Here is a 14982-nt window from a genome sequence, read left to right as displayed (position 1 = left end):
CCGCGGACCGTTGCCCGCCGTTCGCGATTCGCCGTCGGCGGCTGTGACACTGGAGGGGCTCGAAAACCGAGGTGCGCTCCGCCGTGCCTCCTTGCGAACCTAGAGGGATGCCCGCAGTGAGTTCTCCCGCAGTCCAGTCCGCCCCCGTCCCCGCCGAGGGTCCCGGAATAGGTGAGCTGGCCGCCCGCCTGCCCGAGCTGACCTTGCGCGACGAGGTGCGGATCGGGCGCCGCCTGGAGGGGGCCCGCCGGGTCCGCAAGGCCGAGGCCCGGCAGAAGGTCGCGGCCGAGATCGCCGCCGACATCGACCGCGCCGAGTTGCTGGTCGAGCAGCGCCGGCGCGCCGTTCCGCCGATCACGTATCCCGCGGAGCTGCCGGTCAGCCAGAAGAAGGACGAGATCCTGGCGGCGATCCGGGACCACCAGGTGGTGATCGTCGCGGGCGAGACCGGCTCCGGCAAGACCACCCAGATCCCGAAGATCTGTCTGGAGCTCGGCCGCGGCGTGCGCGGTCTGGTCGGCCACACCCAGCCGCGCCGGATCGCCGCCCGTACGGTGGCCGAGCGGGTCGCGGAGGAGCTGAACAGCCCGCTGGGCGAGGCGGTCGGCTGGAAGGTCCGGTTCACCGACCAGGTCGGCCAGGACACCCTGGTCAAGCTGATGACGGACGGCATCCTGCTCGCGGAGATCCAGACCGACCGCGATCTACGCCAGTACGACACCCTGATCATCGACGAGGCGCACGAGCGCAGCCTCAACATCGACTTCATCCTCGGCTACCTCAAGCAGCTGCTCCCCCGGCGCCCCGACCTCAAGGTCGTGATCACCTCCGCGACCATCGACCCGGAGCGCTTCGCCCGGCACTTCGGCGACGCCCCGATCGTCGAGGTCTCGGGCCGGACGTACCCGGTGGAGGTCCGCTACCAGCCCGTCCTCGACGACGACGCCGAGGAGCCGGACGAGGCCGACCGCGACCGGGACCAGGTCCAGGCGATCTGCGACGCCGCCCAGGAGCTGCAGGCCGAGGGCCCGGGCGACATCCTGGTCTTCCTCTCCGGCGAGCGCGAGATCCGCGACACCGCCGACGCCCTCAACCGGCTGAAGCTGCGGAACACCGAGGTCCTGCCGCTGTACGCCCGGCTCAGTTCGGCCGAGCAGCACCGGGTCTTCCAGCGCTCCGGCAGCCGCCGGATCGTGCTGGCCACCAACGTGGCCGAGACCTCGCTCACCGTCCCCGGCATCAAGTACGTGATCGACCCGGGCACCGCCCGGATCTCCCGCTACAGCCACCGCACCAAGGTGCAGCGGCTCCCGATCGAGGCGATCAGCCAGGCCAGCGCCAACCAGCGCAAGGGCCGCTGCGGCCGGACGTCGGACGGCATCTGCATCCGGCTGTACTCGGAGGAGGACTTCCTCTCCCGCCCCGAGTTCACCGACGCCGAGATCCTGCGCACCAACCTGGCCTCGGTGATCCTGCAGATGACCGCGGCCGGTCTCGGCGACATCGCCGCCTTCCCGTTCCTGGACCCGCCGGACTCGCGCAACATCAAGGACGGCGTCCACCTGCTGCACGAGCTGGGCGCGCTGGACCCGGACGAGAAGGACCCGCGCAAGCGCCTCACCCAGCTCGGCCGCAAACTCGCCCAGCTCCCGGTGGACCCGCGGATGGCCCGCATGGTGCTGGAGGCGGACCGCAACGGCTGCGTCCGCGACGTCATGGTGATCGCCGCCGCGCTCTCCATCCAGGATCCGCGCGAGCGCCCCGCCGAGAAGCGCCAGGCCGCCGACGACCGGCACCGCCGGTTCACCTCGGAGACCTCGGACTTCCTCTCCTACCTGGCGATGTGGCGGTACGTCCGGGAGCAGCAGAAGGAGCTCTCCTCCTCGGCGTTCCGCCGGATGTGCAAGGCGGAGTTCCTCAACTACCTGCGGATACGGGAGTGGCAGGACATCTACACCCAGCTGCGCACGGTCGCCAAGCAGTTGGGCGTGACGATGGAGGAGCCGCATCCGGACGCCGAGCCGGACGCCGACCGGATCCACCAGTCCCTGCTGGCCGGCCTGCTCTCCCACATCGGCCTGTTCGACGTGGAGAAGCGCGAGTACGGCGGCGCGCGCGGCGCCCGCTTCGCGGTCTTCCCGGGCTCCGGCCTGTTCAAGAAGCCGCCGCGCTGGGTGATGTCGGCCGAGCTGGTGGAAACCTCCCGGCTCTGGGCCCGGATCAACGCCAAGATCGAACCGGAGTGGGTCGAGCCGCTGGCCGGCCACCTGATCAAGCGCAGCTACAGCGAGCCGCACTGGGAGAAGAAGGCCGGCGCGGTGCTGGCGTACGAGAAGGTCACCCTCTACGGGATGCCGGTCGTCGCCCAGCGCAAGGTCAACTACGGGAAGATCGACCCGGAGCTGTGCCGCGAGCTGTTCATCCGCAACGCGCTGGTCGAGGGCGACTGGGAGACCCACCACAAGTTCTTCGCGGAGAACCGCAAGCTGCTCGGCGAGGTCGAGGAGCTGGAGAACCGGGCGCGCCGCCGGGACATCCTGGTGGACGACCAGACCCTGTTCGAGTTCTACGACTCCCGGCTGCCCGACGAGATCGTCTCCACCCGGCACTTCGACTCCTGGTGGAAGAAGGCCCGGCACGAGCAGCCGGACCTGCTGAACTTCGAGAAGTCGATGCTGATCAACGACGCCGCCGACGGCGTCACCGAGGCCGACTACCCGGACCACTGGCAGCAGGGCAAGCTGCGCTTCCAGCTGACCTACCAGTTCGAGCCGGGCAGCGACGCGGACGGCGTGACGGTGCACATCCCGCTTCCGGTGCTCAACCAGGTCACCGCGGAGGGCTTCGACTGGCAGATCCCCGGTCTGCGGGAGGAGTTGGTCACCGCGTACATCAAGTCGCTGCCGAAGGCGATCCGGCGCAACTTCGTGCCCGCGCCGGACTTCGCCAAGGCGGCGCTGCGCGGGGTGAAGGACCGCCAGTCTGCAGGCACATTCGGCTCCGCCGAGGGGCTGCTCCCGGCGCTGGAGCACGCCCTGAAGCGGCTGACGGCGGTCACCGTGCCGCCGGAGGCATGGGACGACGAACGGGTGCCGGACCACCTCAAGGTGACCTTCCGGGTGGTGGACGGGCGCCGCAAGCTCGCCGAGTCCAAGGACCTGGAGGAGCTGCGGCTGAGGCTCAAGCCGAAGCTCAAGGAGACGCTGTCCTCGGCCGCGTCCGGCCAGGGCATCGAGCAGAGCGGGCTGACCGCGTGGCCGGAGTCGCTGCCGGTCCTGCAGCGCACCTTCGAGCAGCGCTCGCGCGGCCACGCGCTGCGCGCCTACCCGGCCCTGGTGGACGAGGGCAGCGCGGTCGGCATCAAGCTGTTCGACACCCCGGAGGCCCAGGCGCAGGCGATGTGGGAGGGCACCCGGCGGCTGCTGATGCTGACCACCAACTCCCCGGCCAAGTCGATCCAGGGCCGGCTGGGCAACCAGGCGAAGCTGGCGCTCTCGCACAGCCCGCACGGCTCGATCGCCGCGCTCTTCGAGGACGTCGTGTCCGCCGCGACGGACCGGCTGATGTCCCAGGCCGGCGGCCCGGCCTGGGACGAGGCGGCCTTCGGCAAGCTGCACGAGAAGGTGCGCACGGACCTGTACGAGCTGTCCGCGGACACCACGCTGAAGACGGCCACCGCGCTGATCGCCTTCCACAAGGCCTCGACCCGGCTGAAGTCGGTGAGCAGCCCGGTGCTGCTGAACGCGGTGAACGACGTGCGGCTGCACCTGGCCTCGCTGGTGCACCCGGGCTTCGTGACCGCCACCGGCTGGCAGCGGCTGCCGAACCTGAAGCGCTACCTGCTGGCGGTGGACCGCCGCCTGGAGGCGCTGCCCAACCATCCGCAGCGGGACGCCCAGCAGTTGCTGAAGGTGCAGCAGGTGCAGCAGGCGTACGGGGAGCTGCTGGCGGCGGTGCCGGCCGGGCGGCAGCCGTCCGAGGAGGTGCGGGCGATCCGCTGGATGATCGAGGAGCTGCGGGTCAGTTTCTTCGCCCAGTCGTTGGGCACGCCGAGCCCGGTCTCGGAGAAGCGGATCATGAAGGCGATGGAGGCGGCCAGGGCGACGCTCTGAGCTGCGGGTGGGCCTTCAGGAGCCAGTTCGACCTGGAGGCCCACCATGGGCTACGATCTGTCTTGTTCGCAGCGCAAGCGAGTGAACGAGATCAGAACACTCTGGTCCTGTGGAGCAGTTGGTTAGCTCGCCACCCTGTCAAGGTGGAGGTCGCGGGTTCAAGTCCCGTCAGGATCGCCGTACCGAGAGGCCCGGAACCGTCAGGTTCCGGGCCTCTTGCGTTTGACCGTCCGGTTCCCTACCCCGGCCGGGTCCGGACCTCAAGCGACAGCCCGCGTGACGGTCGTCACTCATGTTCCCCGAAGGCCGGCCCCGGGGCGGACCTATCCGAACACCACTAATTTAATATGTAAAATTGTACAGCTATTCACTGTATTTCCCCCCCGCACCATGCGCATCAAATCGTTATCCGGAGTTCAACATTCCGACCGGCCGACCGGTACCGGCCACCCGGAGCCGCACACGACAAAGGGGCCGCTTACCGGACCCGGCGGAGTCCGGTAAGCGGCCCCTTTAAAGAGCCTTTGGCCTATCAGGCCTCAGTGCGCTGAGCCGGAATCCCGGCAAGCAGGGCGCGCACCTCCGCCTCACGGTAACGGCGGTGACCGCCGAGCGTGCGAATCGACGTCAGCTTGCCCGCCTTGGCCCAGCGGGTGACCGTCTTCGGGTCCACGCGGAACATGGTGGCAACCTCTGCCGGCGTCAGCAGCGGCTCAGCATCAGGGGTACGAGCGGTCATGAGCGGCCTCCTCGGGAGAACCGAACCAGGGCGGTTCTATCCTTCAAATTCTGCACCTTGGCCCGCGATGCCCGAAATGGCATAGACGGGCCGAGTCGGTTATAGGACGAACGGCTTGTCCTGGTGTCTACAACTACACCATCCGTCCAGCCCTATCGACCAAACCGCCAAAATTGACCCCTCACGGGTTCAAGGCCGACGGATGGCAATGGACCACCCCATAACGGACAGTCACGCGACGATGACGTCCGGTTACGGAGGGGCCAGACCCTCCGTTTCCCCACAAAGCACGCATCGACTCCAGAACCACCCAAAAGTGGGCACGCTCACGTGAAGTTGGGCTGGTTGTCCCATTTTTGCACATAGGGGTAAGTTCGCGTCAACGGTGAGTAGTGTCACGTTCGACAGCTATTGACCCGAACCGGGACCTTGGTCATGGGTGGGGCGCCCCTCAGGACTCTTACAGTCATACACGGGCGGTCGGACGTCAGTTCGCGTGCCGCAGCGCCAGCACCCGGCGCCACCGCGCCGTCAGTTCCCCGTACACGCGCAGCGCCTCCGCGGTGTCCCCGGCCCGCAGCGCGCGCAGCCCCTCCTCCAGCTCCCCCGCCGAACGGTCCGCCAACAACCGGTCCGGCCCCAGCAGATGCACCAGGCCCCCGTAGTCCAGTTCCACCAGCGAGCGCGGATGGAACTCCTCCAGCCACCGCCCGATCCGCTCCGCCCCCCGCACCAGCTCCCCGTCCGGCACCGCCTCGCGCAGCGCCCGGTAGGCCCGCGCCACCCTCCGGCGCGCCTGCGCCATCGGCACCAGGTAGAACAGCGACGCCGGCCGGGCGCCCCGCTCCCCCGCGCCCCCTGCCGCGCCCGCCTCCCCCGGCAGGAAGCAGCGGTCCTCGTCCCCGAACGGCAGGAACCAGCGCACCGGCACCTCCCACCGGCTGGTGAGGATCCACGGCCGGGCGTCCGGGTGCTCGGCCCGCCAGCGCTCCCGGTCCGCCTCCGCGGCCTCCCGGGTCGCCGGCGGCAGCGCGGTGTCCAGCAGCGCCACCGGCCCGGTCCGCAACTCCTCCAGCGCCTGCCAGCTGCGCAGCCTGGTCGCCCACGGGCAGACGTACAGGACACCGTCCACCACCCGCAGGTAGGCCCGCCCGCTCTCCCGCTCGGGCAGCGCCCGGGGCGTGCGCGCGACCAGCTCCGCGAGGGCCTCCCGCTGCTCCTCCAGCACCGCCGCCGCCACCGGCTGCGCCGCCGCCCCGGCGTCCGGCCCGCGCTCCGCCGCGTAGGCCTGCCAGCGCGCCCGCTCGGGCTCCGGGTACGCGGCCAGCGGCTCGTAGACCCGCAGGTGGGCGGCGTAGGGCGGCTGTACGGAAGTACGTACGACGGTCACGTCCTGCATGGTCGCACGCGCCGCGCGGGCCCGGGAGGGCGCGACCCCGAACAGTTCGCGCCCACACCGCGCACCCCCTCCTGTCTCACCCCTCGGACAACCGGCACAAGCTCGGACAAGAGGGCGGATCGGCGGCGCCCACCCGACTACGCTTCGCCCTAGGCGCCCGCACCACAGCAGCGGGCCTTCGATACTGGAGTCACCACAGTGACCGACGTACAGACCCCCGCAACGCACCCCGCACCCGGCGTGCTCAGCAGGATCTTCCGTACCGAACAGGACGGCGCCCCCGGCGACGGCCACGAGCAGGTCGTGCTGTGCCACGACCGCAGCTCGGGCCTGAAGGCGATCATCGCCATCCACTCCACCGCCCTGGGCCCGGCCCTCGGCGGCACCCGCTTCTTCCCGTACGCCTCCGAGGAGGCGGCGCTGGAGGACGCGCTGAACCTGTCCCGCGGGATGTCCTACAAGAACGCGCTGGCCGGCCTGGACCTCGGCGGCGGCAAGGCCGTCATCATCGGCGACCCGAACAAGGACAAGAACGAGGCGATGCTCCGGGCCTACGGCCGCTTCGTCGAGTCCCTGCGCGGCCGCTACATCACCGCCTGCGACGTGGGCACCTACGTCCAGGACATGGACGTCATCGCGCGCGAGACCGAGTTCGTGACCGGCCGCTCGCCCGAGCACGGCGGCGCCGGCGACTCGTCCATCCTGACCGCCTTCGGCGTCTTCCAGGGCATGCGCGCCACCGCCCAGGCCCGCTGGGGCCAGCCGACCCTGCGCGGCAAGCGGGTCGGCGTCGCCGGCGTCGGCAAGGTCGGCCACTACCTGGTCGGCCACCTGATCGCGGACGGCGCCACCGTCGTCATCACCGACCCCTTCGAGGCCGCCGTCAACCGCGTGCGCGCCGCCCACCCGGACGTGGAGGTGGTCGCCGACACCGCCGCCCTGCTCCAGGCCAAGCTGGACGTCTACGCCCCCTGCGCCCTCGGCGGCGCCCTGACCGACGCCGTGGTCGCGGCGCTCGGCGAGGCCGGCACCGCCGTCGTCTGCGGCGCGGCCAACAACCAGCTGGCCCACGCCGGCGTCGAGAAGGACCTCGCCGACCGCGGCATCCTCTACGCGCCGGACTACCTGGTGAACTCCGGCGGCGTCATCCAGGTCGCCGACGAGATCGAGGGCTTCAACTTCGAGCGGGCCAAGAACAAGGCCACCAAGATCTTCGACACCACCCTGGAGATCTTCACCCGGGCCGCCTCCGACGGCGTCCCGCCGGCGGTCGCCGCCGACCGCCTGGCCGAGAAGCGGATGCGCGAGATCAGCGCGCTGCGCACCGTCCTGCTTCCGGGCGCCCGCCGCGGCTGATCCGGCCGCCGTCACCGGACCCCGGCTGCGCGGGGGGCTGCCACCGCGGCCCCCCGCGCATCACGATGTGGAACCGGATTCTCACTTCTCCGCCCGAACGGGTGATCCGAGGTCCCCCTAGGGGGGATAATCGGTCCTGGAACGACGGACCGAAGACACCTCTGGACAGCGCGCAAATCGCCGCAAAACCTCCCCTGACCTGGGAAGACCTGGCCTCGGGTGCGGTCGGTGCGCGCCACGTCACACCGACGACGTACCGTCCAGCGGCGGAAACAGGTACCGTTAATGCTCCAAGGGACGGTCCTCCCATTCGGGCAGACCGGTCCTGATCATGAACACGTGTCAGACTCGGGGCCGTGAGCCCCATCGTTGAGGGGGTCGACCCATGGGGCGCGGCCGGGCCAAGGCCAAGCAGACGAAGGTCGCCCGCGAGCTGAAGTACAACAGCGGCGGGTTCGACGCTAACCGTCTGTCCAACGAGCTGGGCGTATCACCGTCCACCGCTTCGATCGACCCTGAGCCGATCGAGGAGGAGGAGGAGGACGACGACCCGTACGCGGAATACGCCGCCCGCTACGCCGACCTCGACGACGAGGACGACAACGAGCCGGGTGCCGGGGCCTCGCAGGCCTCCCGCCGCTCGTAACCAGCCGGCTTCACCGGACCGGTCCAGGCGCCCAGGGCGCCGGGCCGGTCTTCGGCGTTCCCGCGCACGGGCAGGCACACCGGCCGCCCGCCGGGTGTCGCCCGAGCCGCACGGGCTTTCCGCCGAACGGTGCACGGGCCCGCTCGTCGAGCGGTGCCCGTGGAACGCGAGAGGGCCCCTCCGGTACGCCGGAGGGGCCCTCTCGTCGTCGCCGAGCCTGCTCAGGCCGGTCTTGGGCCGCTCTAGGCCCGGAAGCCCTCGTAGGCGTTGTAGAGGGCCGCGCCGCCCTCGTGCTCGTCGGTGCGCTCGACGACGTCGCCGAGCAGCCAGGCCTCGACGCCGCGGTCCTCCAGGATCGACAGCACCGCGTCCACCGAGTGCGGCGGGACGACGGCGACCATGCCGACACCCATGTTGAGCGTCTTCTCGATTTCCAGGGTGGCCACGTTGCCGACCTCGGCGACGGTCCGGAAGACCGGCAGCGGGGTCCAGGTGCCGCGGTCCAGGCGGGCGTGCAGGCCGGCCGGGATGACCCGGTCCAGGTTGGCCGCCAGGCCGCCGCCGGTGACGTGCGAGAAGGCGTGGACCTCGGTGGCGCGGGTGAGCGCCAGGCAGTCCAGCGAGTAGATCCGGGTCGGCTCCAGCAGCTCCTCGCCGAGCGTGCGGCCGAACTCCTCGACCTTGCGGTCCAGCTTCCAGCCGGCCTCGTTCAGCAGCACGTGGCGGACCAGCGAGTAGCCGTTGGAGTGCAGGCCGGAGGCGGCCATCGCGATCACCACGTCGCCGGCCCGGACCCGGTCCGCGCCGAGCAGCGCGTCGGCCTCCACGACGCCGGTGCCGGCGCCCGCCACGTCGTACTCGTCCGGGCCCAGCAGGCCCGGGTGCTCGGCGGTCTCGCCGCCGACCAGGGCGCAGCCGGCCAGCGCGCAGCCCTCGGCGATGCCCTTGACGATCGCGGCGACCCGCTCCGGGACGACCTTGCCGACGCAGATGTAGTCGGTCATGAACAGCGGCTCGGCGCCGCACACCACCAGGTCGTCCACGACCATGCCGACCAGGTCGTGGCCGATGGTGTCGTGCTTGTCCATGGCGGCGGCGATGGCCACCTTGGTCCCCACGCCGTCGGTGGCCGAGGCCAGCAGCGGCCGCTCGTAGTTCTTGAAGGCGGACGCGTCGAAGAGGCCGGCGAAGCCGCCGAGACCACCGACCACCTCGGGGCGGTTGGCCTTCTTCACCCACTGCTTCATGAGCTCGACGGCGCGGTCGCCCGCCTCGATGTCGACACCGGCGGCGGCGTAGGTGGCGCCGTTCTGGTTGCTGGTCACTGCGGTGCGGCCCTCTCGGGTCTGGGGGGTGTTCGGGAACTCTGGGGGGTGTTCGGGAACATCGGGGGCGGAACGGCGGTGGGGCCCCGGTTCGCGGGACCCCACCGTGGAACGCTTACGGGCGGCGCAGCGCGTCGGCCGCGCCCGCCCCGCCGAGCAGCGACTGGACGCCGTCCAGGTCGCTGCCGCTGGTCGGCTTGCCGCGGACGGCCGGCTGCTGCTGGCCGCCCTTGATCTCGGCCTCCAGCAGGAGCTTCCCGAGCAGCGCCGGGTCCGGCAGCTCCATCGGGTACTCGCCGTCGAAGCAGGCCCGGCAGAGCTTGTCCTTGGGCTGCTTGGTGGCCTCGATCATGCCGTCGATCGAGATGTAGGAGAGCGAGTCGGCGCCGAGCGTGCGGCCGATCTCCTCGATGGTCATGCCGTTGGCGATCAGCTCCGCGCGGGTGGCGAAGTCGATGCCGAAGAAGCAGGGCCACTTCACCGGCGGCGAGGAGATCCGGATGTGGACCTCGGCGGCGCCGGCCTCGCGCAGCATCTTCACCAGCGCGCGCTGGGTGTTGCCGCGGACGATCGAGTCGTCCACGACCACCAGGCGCTTGCCCGCGATGACCTCGCGCAGCGGGTTGAGCTTGAGGCGGATGCCGAGCTGACGGATGGTCTGGCTGGGCTGGATGAAGGTGCGGCCCACGTAGGCGTTCTTCACCAGGCCGGAGCCGTACGGGATTCCGCTGGCCTCCGCGTAGCCGATCGCGGCGGGGGTGCCGGACTCGGGCGTCGCTATCACCAGGTCGGCCTCGACCGGGGCCTCCTTGGCCAGGCGGCGGCCCATCTCCACGCGGGAGAGGTGCACGTTGCGACCGGCGATGGAGGTGTCGGGGCGGGCCAGGTAGACGTACTCGAAGACGCAGCCCTTGGGCTTGGCCTCGGCGAAGCGGGAGCTGCGCATGCCGTTCTCGTCGATGGCGATGAGCTCGCCGGGCTCGACCTCACGGATGAAGGAGGCGCCGCAGATGTCCAGCGCCGCCGTCTCGGAGGCGACCACCCAGCCGCGCTCCAGCCGGCCGAGCACCAGCGGGCGGATGCCCTGCGGGTCGCGGGCGGCGTAGAGGGTGTGCTCGTCCATGAAGACGAGCGAGAACGCGCCCTTGACCTTGGGCAGCACGACCTTGGCCGTCTCCTCGATGGAGAGGTCCGGGTGGCCGGCGAGCAGCGCCGTCACCAGGTCGGTGTCGTTGGTCGCGGCGGCCCGGCCGGAGCGCGAGACGTGCTCCTCGCCGGGCAGTTCGGCGACCATGGCCGCCAGTTCGGCGGTGTTCACCAGGTTTCCGTTGTGCCCGAGGGCCAGCGAACCGTGCACGGTCGCCCGGAAAGTCGGTTGGGCGTTCTCCCAGACCGAGGAACCGGTGGTCGAGTAGCGGGCGTGTCCGACGGCGATATGCCCGTGCAACGACCCCAGGGAGGCCTCGTCGAAGACCTGGGAGACGAGTCCCATGTCCTTGAAGACGAGAATCTGGGAGCCATTGCTCACTGCGATGCCCGCGGATTCCTGACCGCGGTGCTGCAGGGCGTAAAGGCCGAAGAACGTGAGCTTGGCGACCTCCTCGCCGGGAGCCCAGACACCGAAGACGCCGCAAGCGTCCTGGGGGCCTTTCTCACCGGGAAGAAGATCGTGGTTGAGTCTTCCGTCACCACGTGGCACGCCTTCGAGTCTAGGGCAGTTGGCGGACGCTTCCGGAACCCGGGATGCCGGGATTGTCGGACGGTCGAGGAGTAACGCGCGTAGACAAAACCCCTTACGGGGTGGGGATTTCGGTGTGCCGGAATTCCGGCGGGCGGCGGTTGGCCTTGTGGTTCGCGCCTGTTGGGGATTTCCGTGTGCGGAGCGGCGGGTGTCGGGGCACGGCCGAACGTGAGCCTGCTCACCCGCCGTTCACGCCGGCTTCACGCCGCCGGGAGCAGCAGGCCCCAGGCGCCCGGGTGCACCGTCCAGGTCCGGGCGCGGACCGGGCCGACCGGGTGGCCGTCCGCCTCGTAGCCGAAACCGCTGCCGACCACCGAGACGCTCGCCGCCCGGGCGCGCACCAGGGCGCCGGAGGCCCGGACCACGATCTCCATCTCGCCCGTCCCGTCCGAGGCGCCGGACGGCAGGGAGACCTGGACCAGCCGGACCGGTCGGTGGACGTCCGCGAGCAGCCGGCCGTCGGCCTCGACCCGGACCCGGGGGCTGTGGTCGGCGCTCTCCGGGGTGAGTGCGTTCGCCTGCTCGGCCGCAGCCAGTTTCGCCCATAGCGAACGCAAGCCACCCGTACGGCTCACCAGTCGGCGCGCGCCCCCGCCGATGATCCGCACCCCGCCCAGCGCCACCCCGCCGCCGTCGTCCACCAGCAGATCCAGCCGGCGCGGCGCACCCGACAGCACCGCCCGCGCGGCCCGTACCGGCTCCGACGGCACCCCGAGCGCACGGGCCGTCGACAGCTCCCCCGTACGACCGACCGGAACCATCCCCACCGGTTCCGTGCCCAGCTCACGCTGCCGATGCAGCGCCTGCAGCACCCGCTGCAAGGCGAGATCGGAACCGATCACCACCGGTCGCCGCCGCCCCCGGTGCGAAAGCACCCGGTCGAGTTCGGAAGGGCTCTCCGGATAGACCACCTTGACGTCCGCGCCCCCGCACAGCACGTCCTTCGCGATCCGCACCGACTCGCCGTCGGTCTGCCGGGCCACCGGGTCGAGGAGCAGCAGGAGCGGCTCGGGACCGCCGGATGCAGGCGTGGACAGGGACGACACGACCGGTCCTTCCTCAGGTAATCTCTCGGTGCAAGAGCCCCTTGCGCCATTGCGCCAGGGGCTTCGTCTATCTCGGGGCAGACTGCGGCCTACGCAGGATGCCCCAACCGGAAGGGGTGTACGCCTGTGCCGGCACTCGTGCTCGTTGGCGCTCAGTGGGGGGACGAGGGCAAGGGGAAGGCCACCGACCTCCTCGGCGGCTCCGTCGACTACGTCGTCCGCTACCAGGGCGGCAACAACGCCGGTCACACGGTGGTCATCGGCGACCAGAAGTATGCCCTGCACCTGCTTCCTTCCGGAATCCTCAGCCCGAACGTCACCCCGGTCATCGGCAACGGCGTCGTGATCGACCCGGCCGTCCTGCTCTCCGAGCTGGCCGGACTGAACGACCGCGGCATCGACACCTCCAAGCTGCTGGTCTCGGGCAACGCCCACCTGATCACGCCGTACCACCGCACCCTGGACAAGGTCACCGAGCGCTTCCTCGGCAAGCGCCGGATCGGCACCACCGGCCGCGGCATCGGCCCGACCTACGCGGACAAGATCAACCGCGTCGGAATCCGGGTCCAGGACCTGTTCGACGAGTCGATCCTGCGCCAGAAGATCGAGGCGGCGCTGCACGACAAGAACCAGATCCTGGTCAAGCTCTACAACCGCCGCACCATCCCCGCCGACCTGGTCGTCGAGGAGTACCTGGGCTACGCGGAGAAGATCAAGCCCTTCCTCGCCGACACCACCCTCGTCCTCGACGAGGCGCTGAAGGCGAACAAGGTCGTCCTGCTGGAGGGCGGCCAGGGCACCCTGCTCGACGTCGACCACGGCACGTACCCCTTCGTGACCTCGTCGAACCCGACCGCGGGCGGCGCCTGCACCGGCGCCGGCATCGGCCCCACCAAGATCGACCGGGTCATCGGCATCCTCAAGGCCTACACCACCCGCGTCGGCTCCGGCCCGTTCCCGACCGAGCTGTTCGACGCGGACGGCGAGGCGCTGCGCCGGATCGGCGGCGAGCGCGGTGTCACCACCGGCCGCGACCGCCGCTGCGGCTGGTTCGACGCGGTCATCGCGCGCTACGCGACCCGGGTCAACGGCCTCACCGACTTCTTCCTCACCAAGCTCGACGTCCTGACCGGCTGGGAGCAGATCCCGGTCTGCGTCGCGTACGAGATCGACGGCAAGCGGGTCGAGGAACTCCCCTACAACCAGTCGGACTTCCACCACGCCAAGCCGATCTACGAGACGCTGCCGGGCTGGACCGAGGACATCAGCAAGGCGAAGACCTTCGCCGACCTGCCGAAGAACGCCCAGGCGTACGTGAAGGCGCTGGAGGAGATGTCGGGCGCGCCGATCTCCGCCATCGGCGTCGGCCCGGGCCGGTACGAGACGATCGAGATCAACTCGTTCATCTGAGCCTGATCGCGTCGAGGGCCCTGCGGGACATCCGTCCCGCAGGGCCCTTTCGCTTGCCCATCCGCCGATGCATTGCACTAGTTCAAATATCTATTGCATCTAGTGCAGAGCGGCGCTACGTTCGGATCATGACCGCGAAGCTGCCCGCACCCATCACCCTCACCGGCCGCCACATCCGTCTGGAGCCGCTGGAACGCCGCCACCTCGCCGAGCTCTGGGCCGCCGTCGGCCACGACCCCGAGGTCTGGCGCTGGGTCCCCACCCACACGCCCGCCACCGAGGAGGAGCTGGGCGCGTTCCTCGACGCCCGCCTCGCGGAGGCGGCCACCGGGGAGTCGGTGTACTTCGCCGCCGTCGACCTCGCGAGCGGCAAGGCCGTCGGCGTCACCGGCTACCACGACGCCGACGCGGCGAACGAGCTGGTGGAGATCGGCGGCACCTGGTACGCCCGCTCGGTCTGGCGCACGGCGGTCAACACCGAGGCCAAGCTGCTGCTGCTCACCCACGCCTTCGAGGACCTGGGCATGGGACGCGTCTTCTGGAAGACCGACTCCCGCAACGAGCGCTCCCGCAACGCGATCCAGCGCCTCGGCGCCCGGTTCGAGGGCGTCCACCGCCGCCACCGCCACCTCCCCGACGGCACCTGGCGGGACAGCGCCTACTTCTCGATGCTCACCGACGAGTGGCCGACCGCCAAGTCCCGCCTGACGGAGCGCCTTTCGCGCGGCTGAGGAACGGCGCCGGTCCCGCCTGCCGGGCGGGGCCGGCTGTCATTTCCGTTCTCCGGTGACGGAATGGCCGGCCGCGATGCCGCGCTTCGCCGGGCGGGGTTCGCGGGGCTGGATGTTGACCAGCCAGACCAGCCAGCCGACGAATAGGACGGCGAGGAGGAGTGCGGACAATGCGACGACGAGAAGCGCATTCACCGGGATACGGAAATGCGGCGGGAAGGACGGGGATGGCGGGGAATACGGAGAGGCGAGGGAAGGGGCATGGCTGTCTCCGGTCGGTGATGTCGGGCGCCGTGACCATGCATCTGGTGTGTAATTACGGCTGATTGACGACTGTTTAGGCGACAACAAGTCAGCGAGTGACACGGACGACCCTAGGGTCAGGGTGCCAGAGTTGCTACCGAGCGGGAGAACGTTCACTCCATCGTGGGGTATCCCCCATTTCGGTAGCTAGGGCCCGGTACGCGCGGCACACTT

General features: G+C 70.3%; 11 protein-coding genes and 1 tRNA gene. 6 read left to right on the top strand and 6 right to left on the bottom strand.

All coding sequences use genetic code 11. The annotated features are described in order from the left end of the window. The first annotated feature begins 107 nt into the window (after positions 1-107). A complete protein-coding gene (gene hrpA, locus ACZ52J_RS04325) occupies positions 108-4112 on the top strand; it encodes an ATP-dependent RNA helicase HrpA (RefSeq protein WP_465615709.1) in 4005 nt (1334 codons plus the stop codon). A 103-nt stretch (positions 4113-4215) separates the two neighbouring features. Beyond that, a tRNA-Asp gene (locus ACZ52J_RS04320) sits at positions 4216-4289 on the top strand. A 355-nt stretch (positions 4290-4644) separates the two neighbouring features. Here the strand turns inward: ACZ52J_RS04320 and bldC are convergent. Together bldC and ACZ52J_RS04310 are read right to left on the bottom strand one after the other, a co-directional pair. After that, positions 4645-4851, bottom strand: coding sequence for a developmental transcriptional regulator BldC (gene bldC, locus ACZ52J_RS04315; RefSeq protein ID WP_014137253.1), 207 nt, complete (start codon positions 4849-4851; stop codon positions 4645-4647). 487 nt (positions 4852-5338) lie between these two features. Continuing rightward, entirely contained in the window at positions 5339-6241 is a 903-nt protein-coding gene (locus ACZ52J_RS04310) for a DUF8083 family protein (RefSeq protein ID WP_465615707.1), read from the bottom strand. 207 nt (positions 6242-6448) lie between these two features. Between ACZ52J_RS04310 and ACZ52J_RS04305 the strand changes: the two genes are divergently transcribed. Beyond that, positions 6449-7606: a Glu/Leu/Phe/Val dehydrogenase dimerization domain-containing protein gene (locus tag ACZ52J_RS04305; RefSeq protein WP_465615705.1), complete on the top strand. Its 1158-nt coding sequence runs from the start codon at positions 6449-6451 to the stop codon at positions 7604-7606. A gap of 385 nt (positions 7607-7991) precedes the next feature. Then, entirely contained in the window at positions 7992-8252 is a 261-nt protein-coding gene (locus tag ACZ52J_RS04300; RefSeq protein WP_360497891.1) for a DUF3073 domain-containing protein, read from the top strand. Between the two features lie 242 nt (positions 8253-8494). Here the strand turns inward: ACZ52J_RS04300 and purM are convergent, their stop codons facing one another. The 3 genes from purM to ACZ52J_RS04285 form a co-directional block, all read right to left on the bottom strand. Next, on the bottom strand, positions 8495-9577 hold the full coding sequence (purM, locus tag ACZ52J_RS04295; RefSeq protein ID WP_360497893.1) for a phosphoribosylformylglycinamidine cyclo-ligase: 1083 nt from the start codon (positions 9575-9577) through the stop codon (positions 8495-8497). Positions 9578-9692: 115 nt separating this feature from the next. Further along, the gene (gene purF, locus ACZ52J_RS04290; RefSeq protein ID WP_360497895.1) at positions 9693-11276 is read right to left on the bottom strand and encodes an amidophosphoribosyltransferase; all 1584 of its coding nucleotides are present in this window, start codon (positions 11274-11276) and stop codon (positions 9693-9695) included. 242 nt (positions 11277-11518) lie between these two features. Then, positions 11519-12364 carry a diacylglycerol kinase family protein gene (locus ACZ52J_RS04285; protein WP_465615702.1) on the bottom strand — a complete coding sequence of 282 codons (846 nt, stop codon included), beginning with the start codon at positions 12362-12364 and terminating at the stop codon, positions 11519-11521. Between the two features lie 126 nt (positions 12365-12490). Here ACZ52J_RS04285 and ACZ52J_RS04280 point away from each other — a divergent pair, with 126 nt between their 5' ends. Continuing rightward, the gene (locus tag ACZ52J_RS04280) at positions 12491-13774 is read left to right on the top strand and encodes an adenylosuccinate synthase (RefSeq protein WP_465615700.1); all 1284 of its coding nucleotides are present in this window, start codon (positions 12491-12493) and stop codon (positions 13772-13774) included. A gap of 128 nt (positions 13775-13902) precedes the next feature. Beyond that, complete coding sequence (locus tag ACZ52J_RS04275) at positions 13903-14505, top strand: GNAT family N-acetyltransferase (protein ID WP_465615698.1); 603 nt, start codon at positions 13903-13905, stop codon at positions 14503-14505. Positions 14506-14544: 39 nt separating this feature from the next. Here ACZ52J_RS04275 and ACZ52J_RS04270 read toward each other — a convergent pair whose 3' ends face one another. Further along, positions 14545-14700, bottom strand: a complete 156-nt coding sequence (locus ACZ52J_RS04270; RefSeq protein WP_360497903.1) for a hypothetical protein — start codon at positions 14698-14700, stop codon at positions 14545-14547. Positions 14701-14982: the final 282 nt, after the last annotated feature.

It is taken from the genome of Kitasatospora sp. NPDC034035 (genome assembly GCF_055575755.1).
Note: the sequence above shows the minus strand (reverse complement) of the source record. Positions and strands in the feature narration are given on the sequence as shown.

Bases quoted from the DNA above. Each gene is read 5' to 3' on its own strand.
- hrpA (WP_465615709.1), top strand. From the start codon at position 108: ATGCCCGCAGTGAGTTCTCCCGCAGTCCAGTCCGCCCCCGTCCCCGCC.
- bldC (WP_014137253.1), bottom strand. From the start codon at position 4,851: ATGACCGCTCGTACCCCTGATGCTGAGCCGCTGCTGACGCCGGCAGAG.
- ACZ52J_RS04300 (WP_360497891.1), top strand. From the start codon at position 7,992: ATGGGGCGCGGCCGGGCCAAGGCCAAGCAGACGAAGGTCGCCCGCGAG.
- ACZ52J_RS04275 (WP_465615698.1), top strand. From the start codon at position 13,903: ATGACCGCGAAGCTGCCCGCACCCATCACCCTCACCGGCCGCCACATC.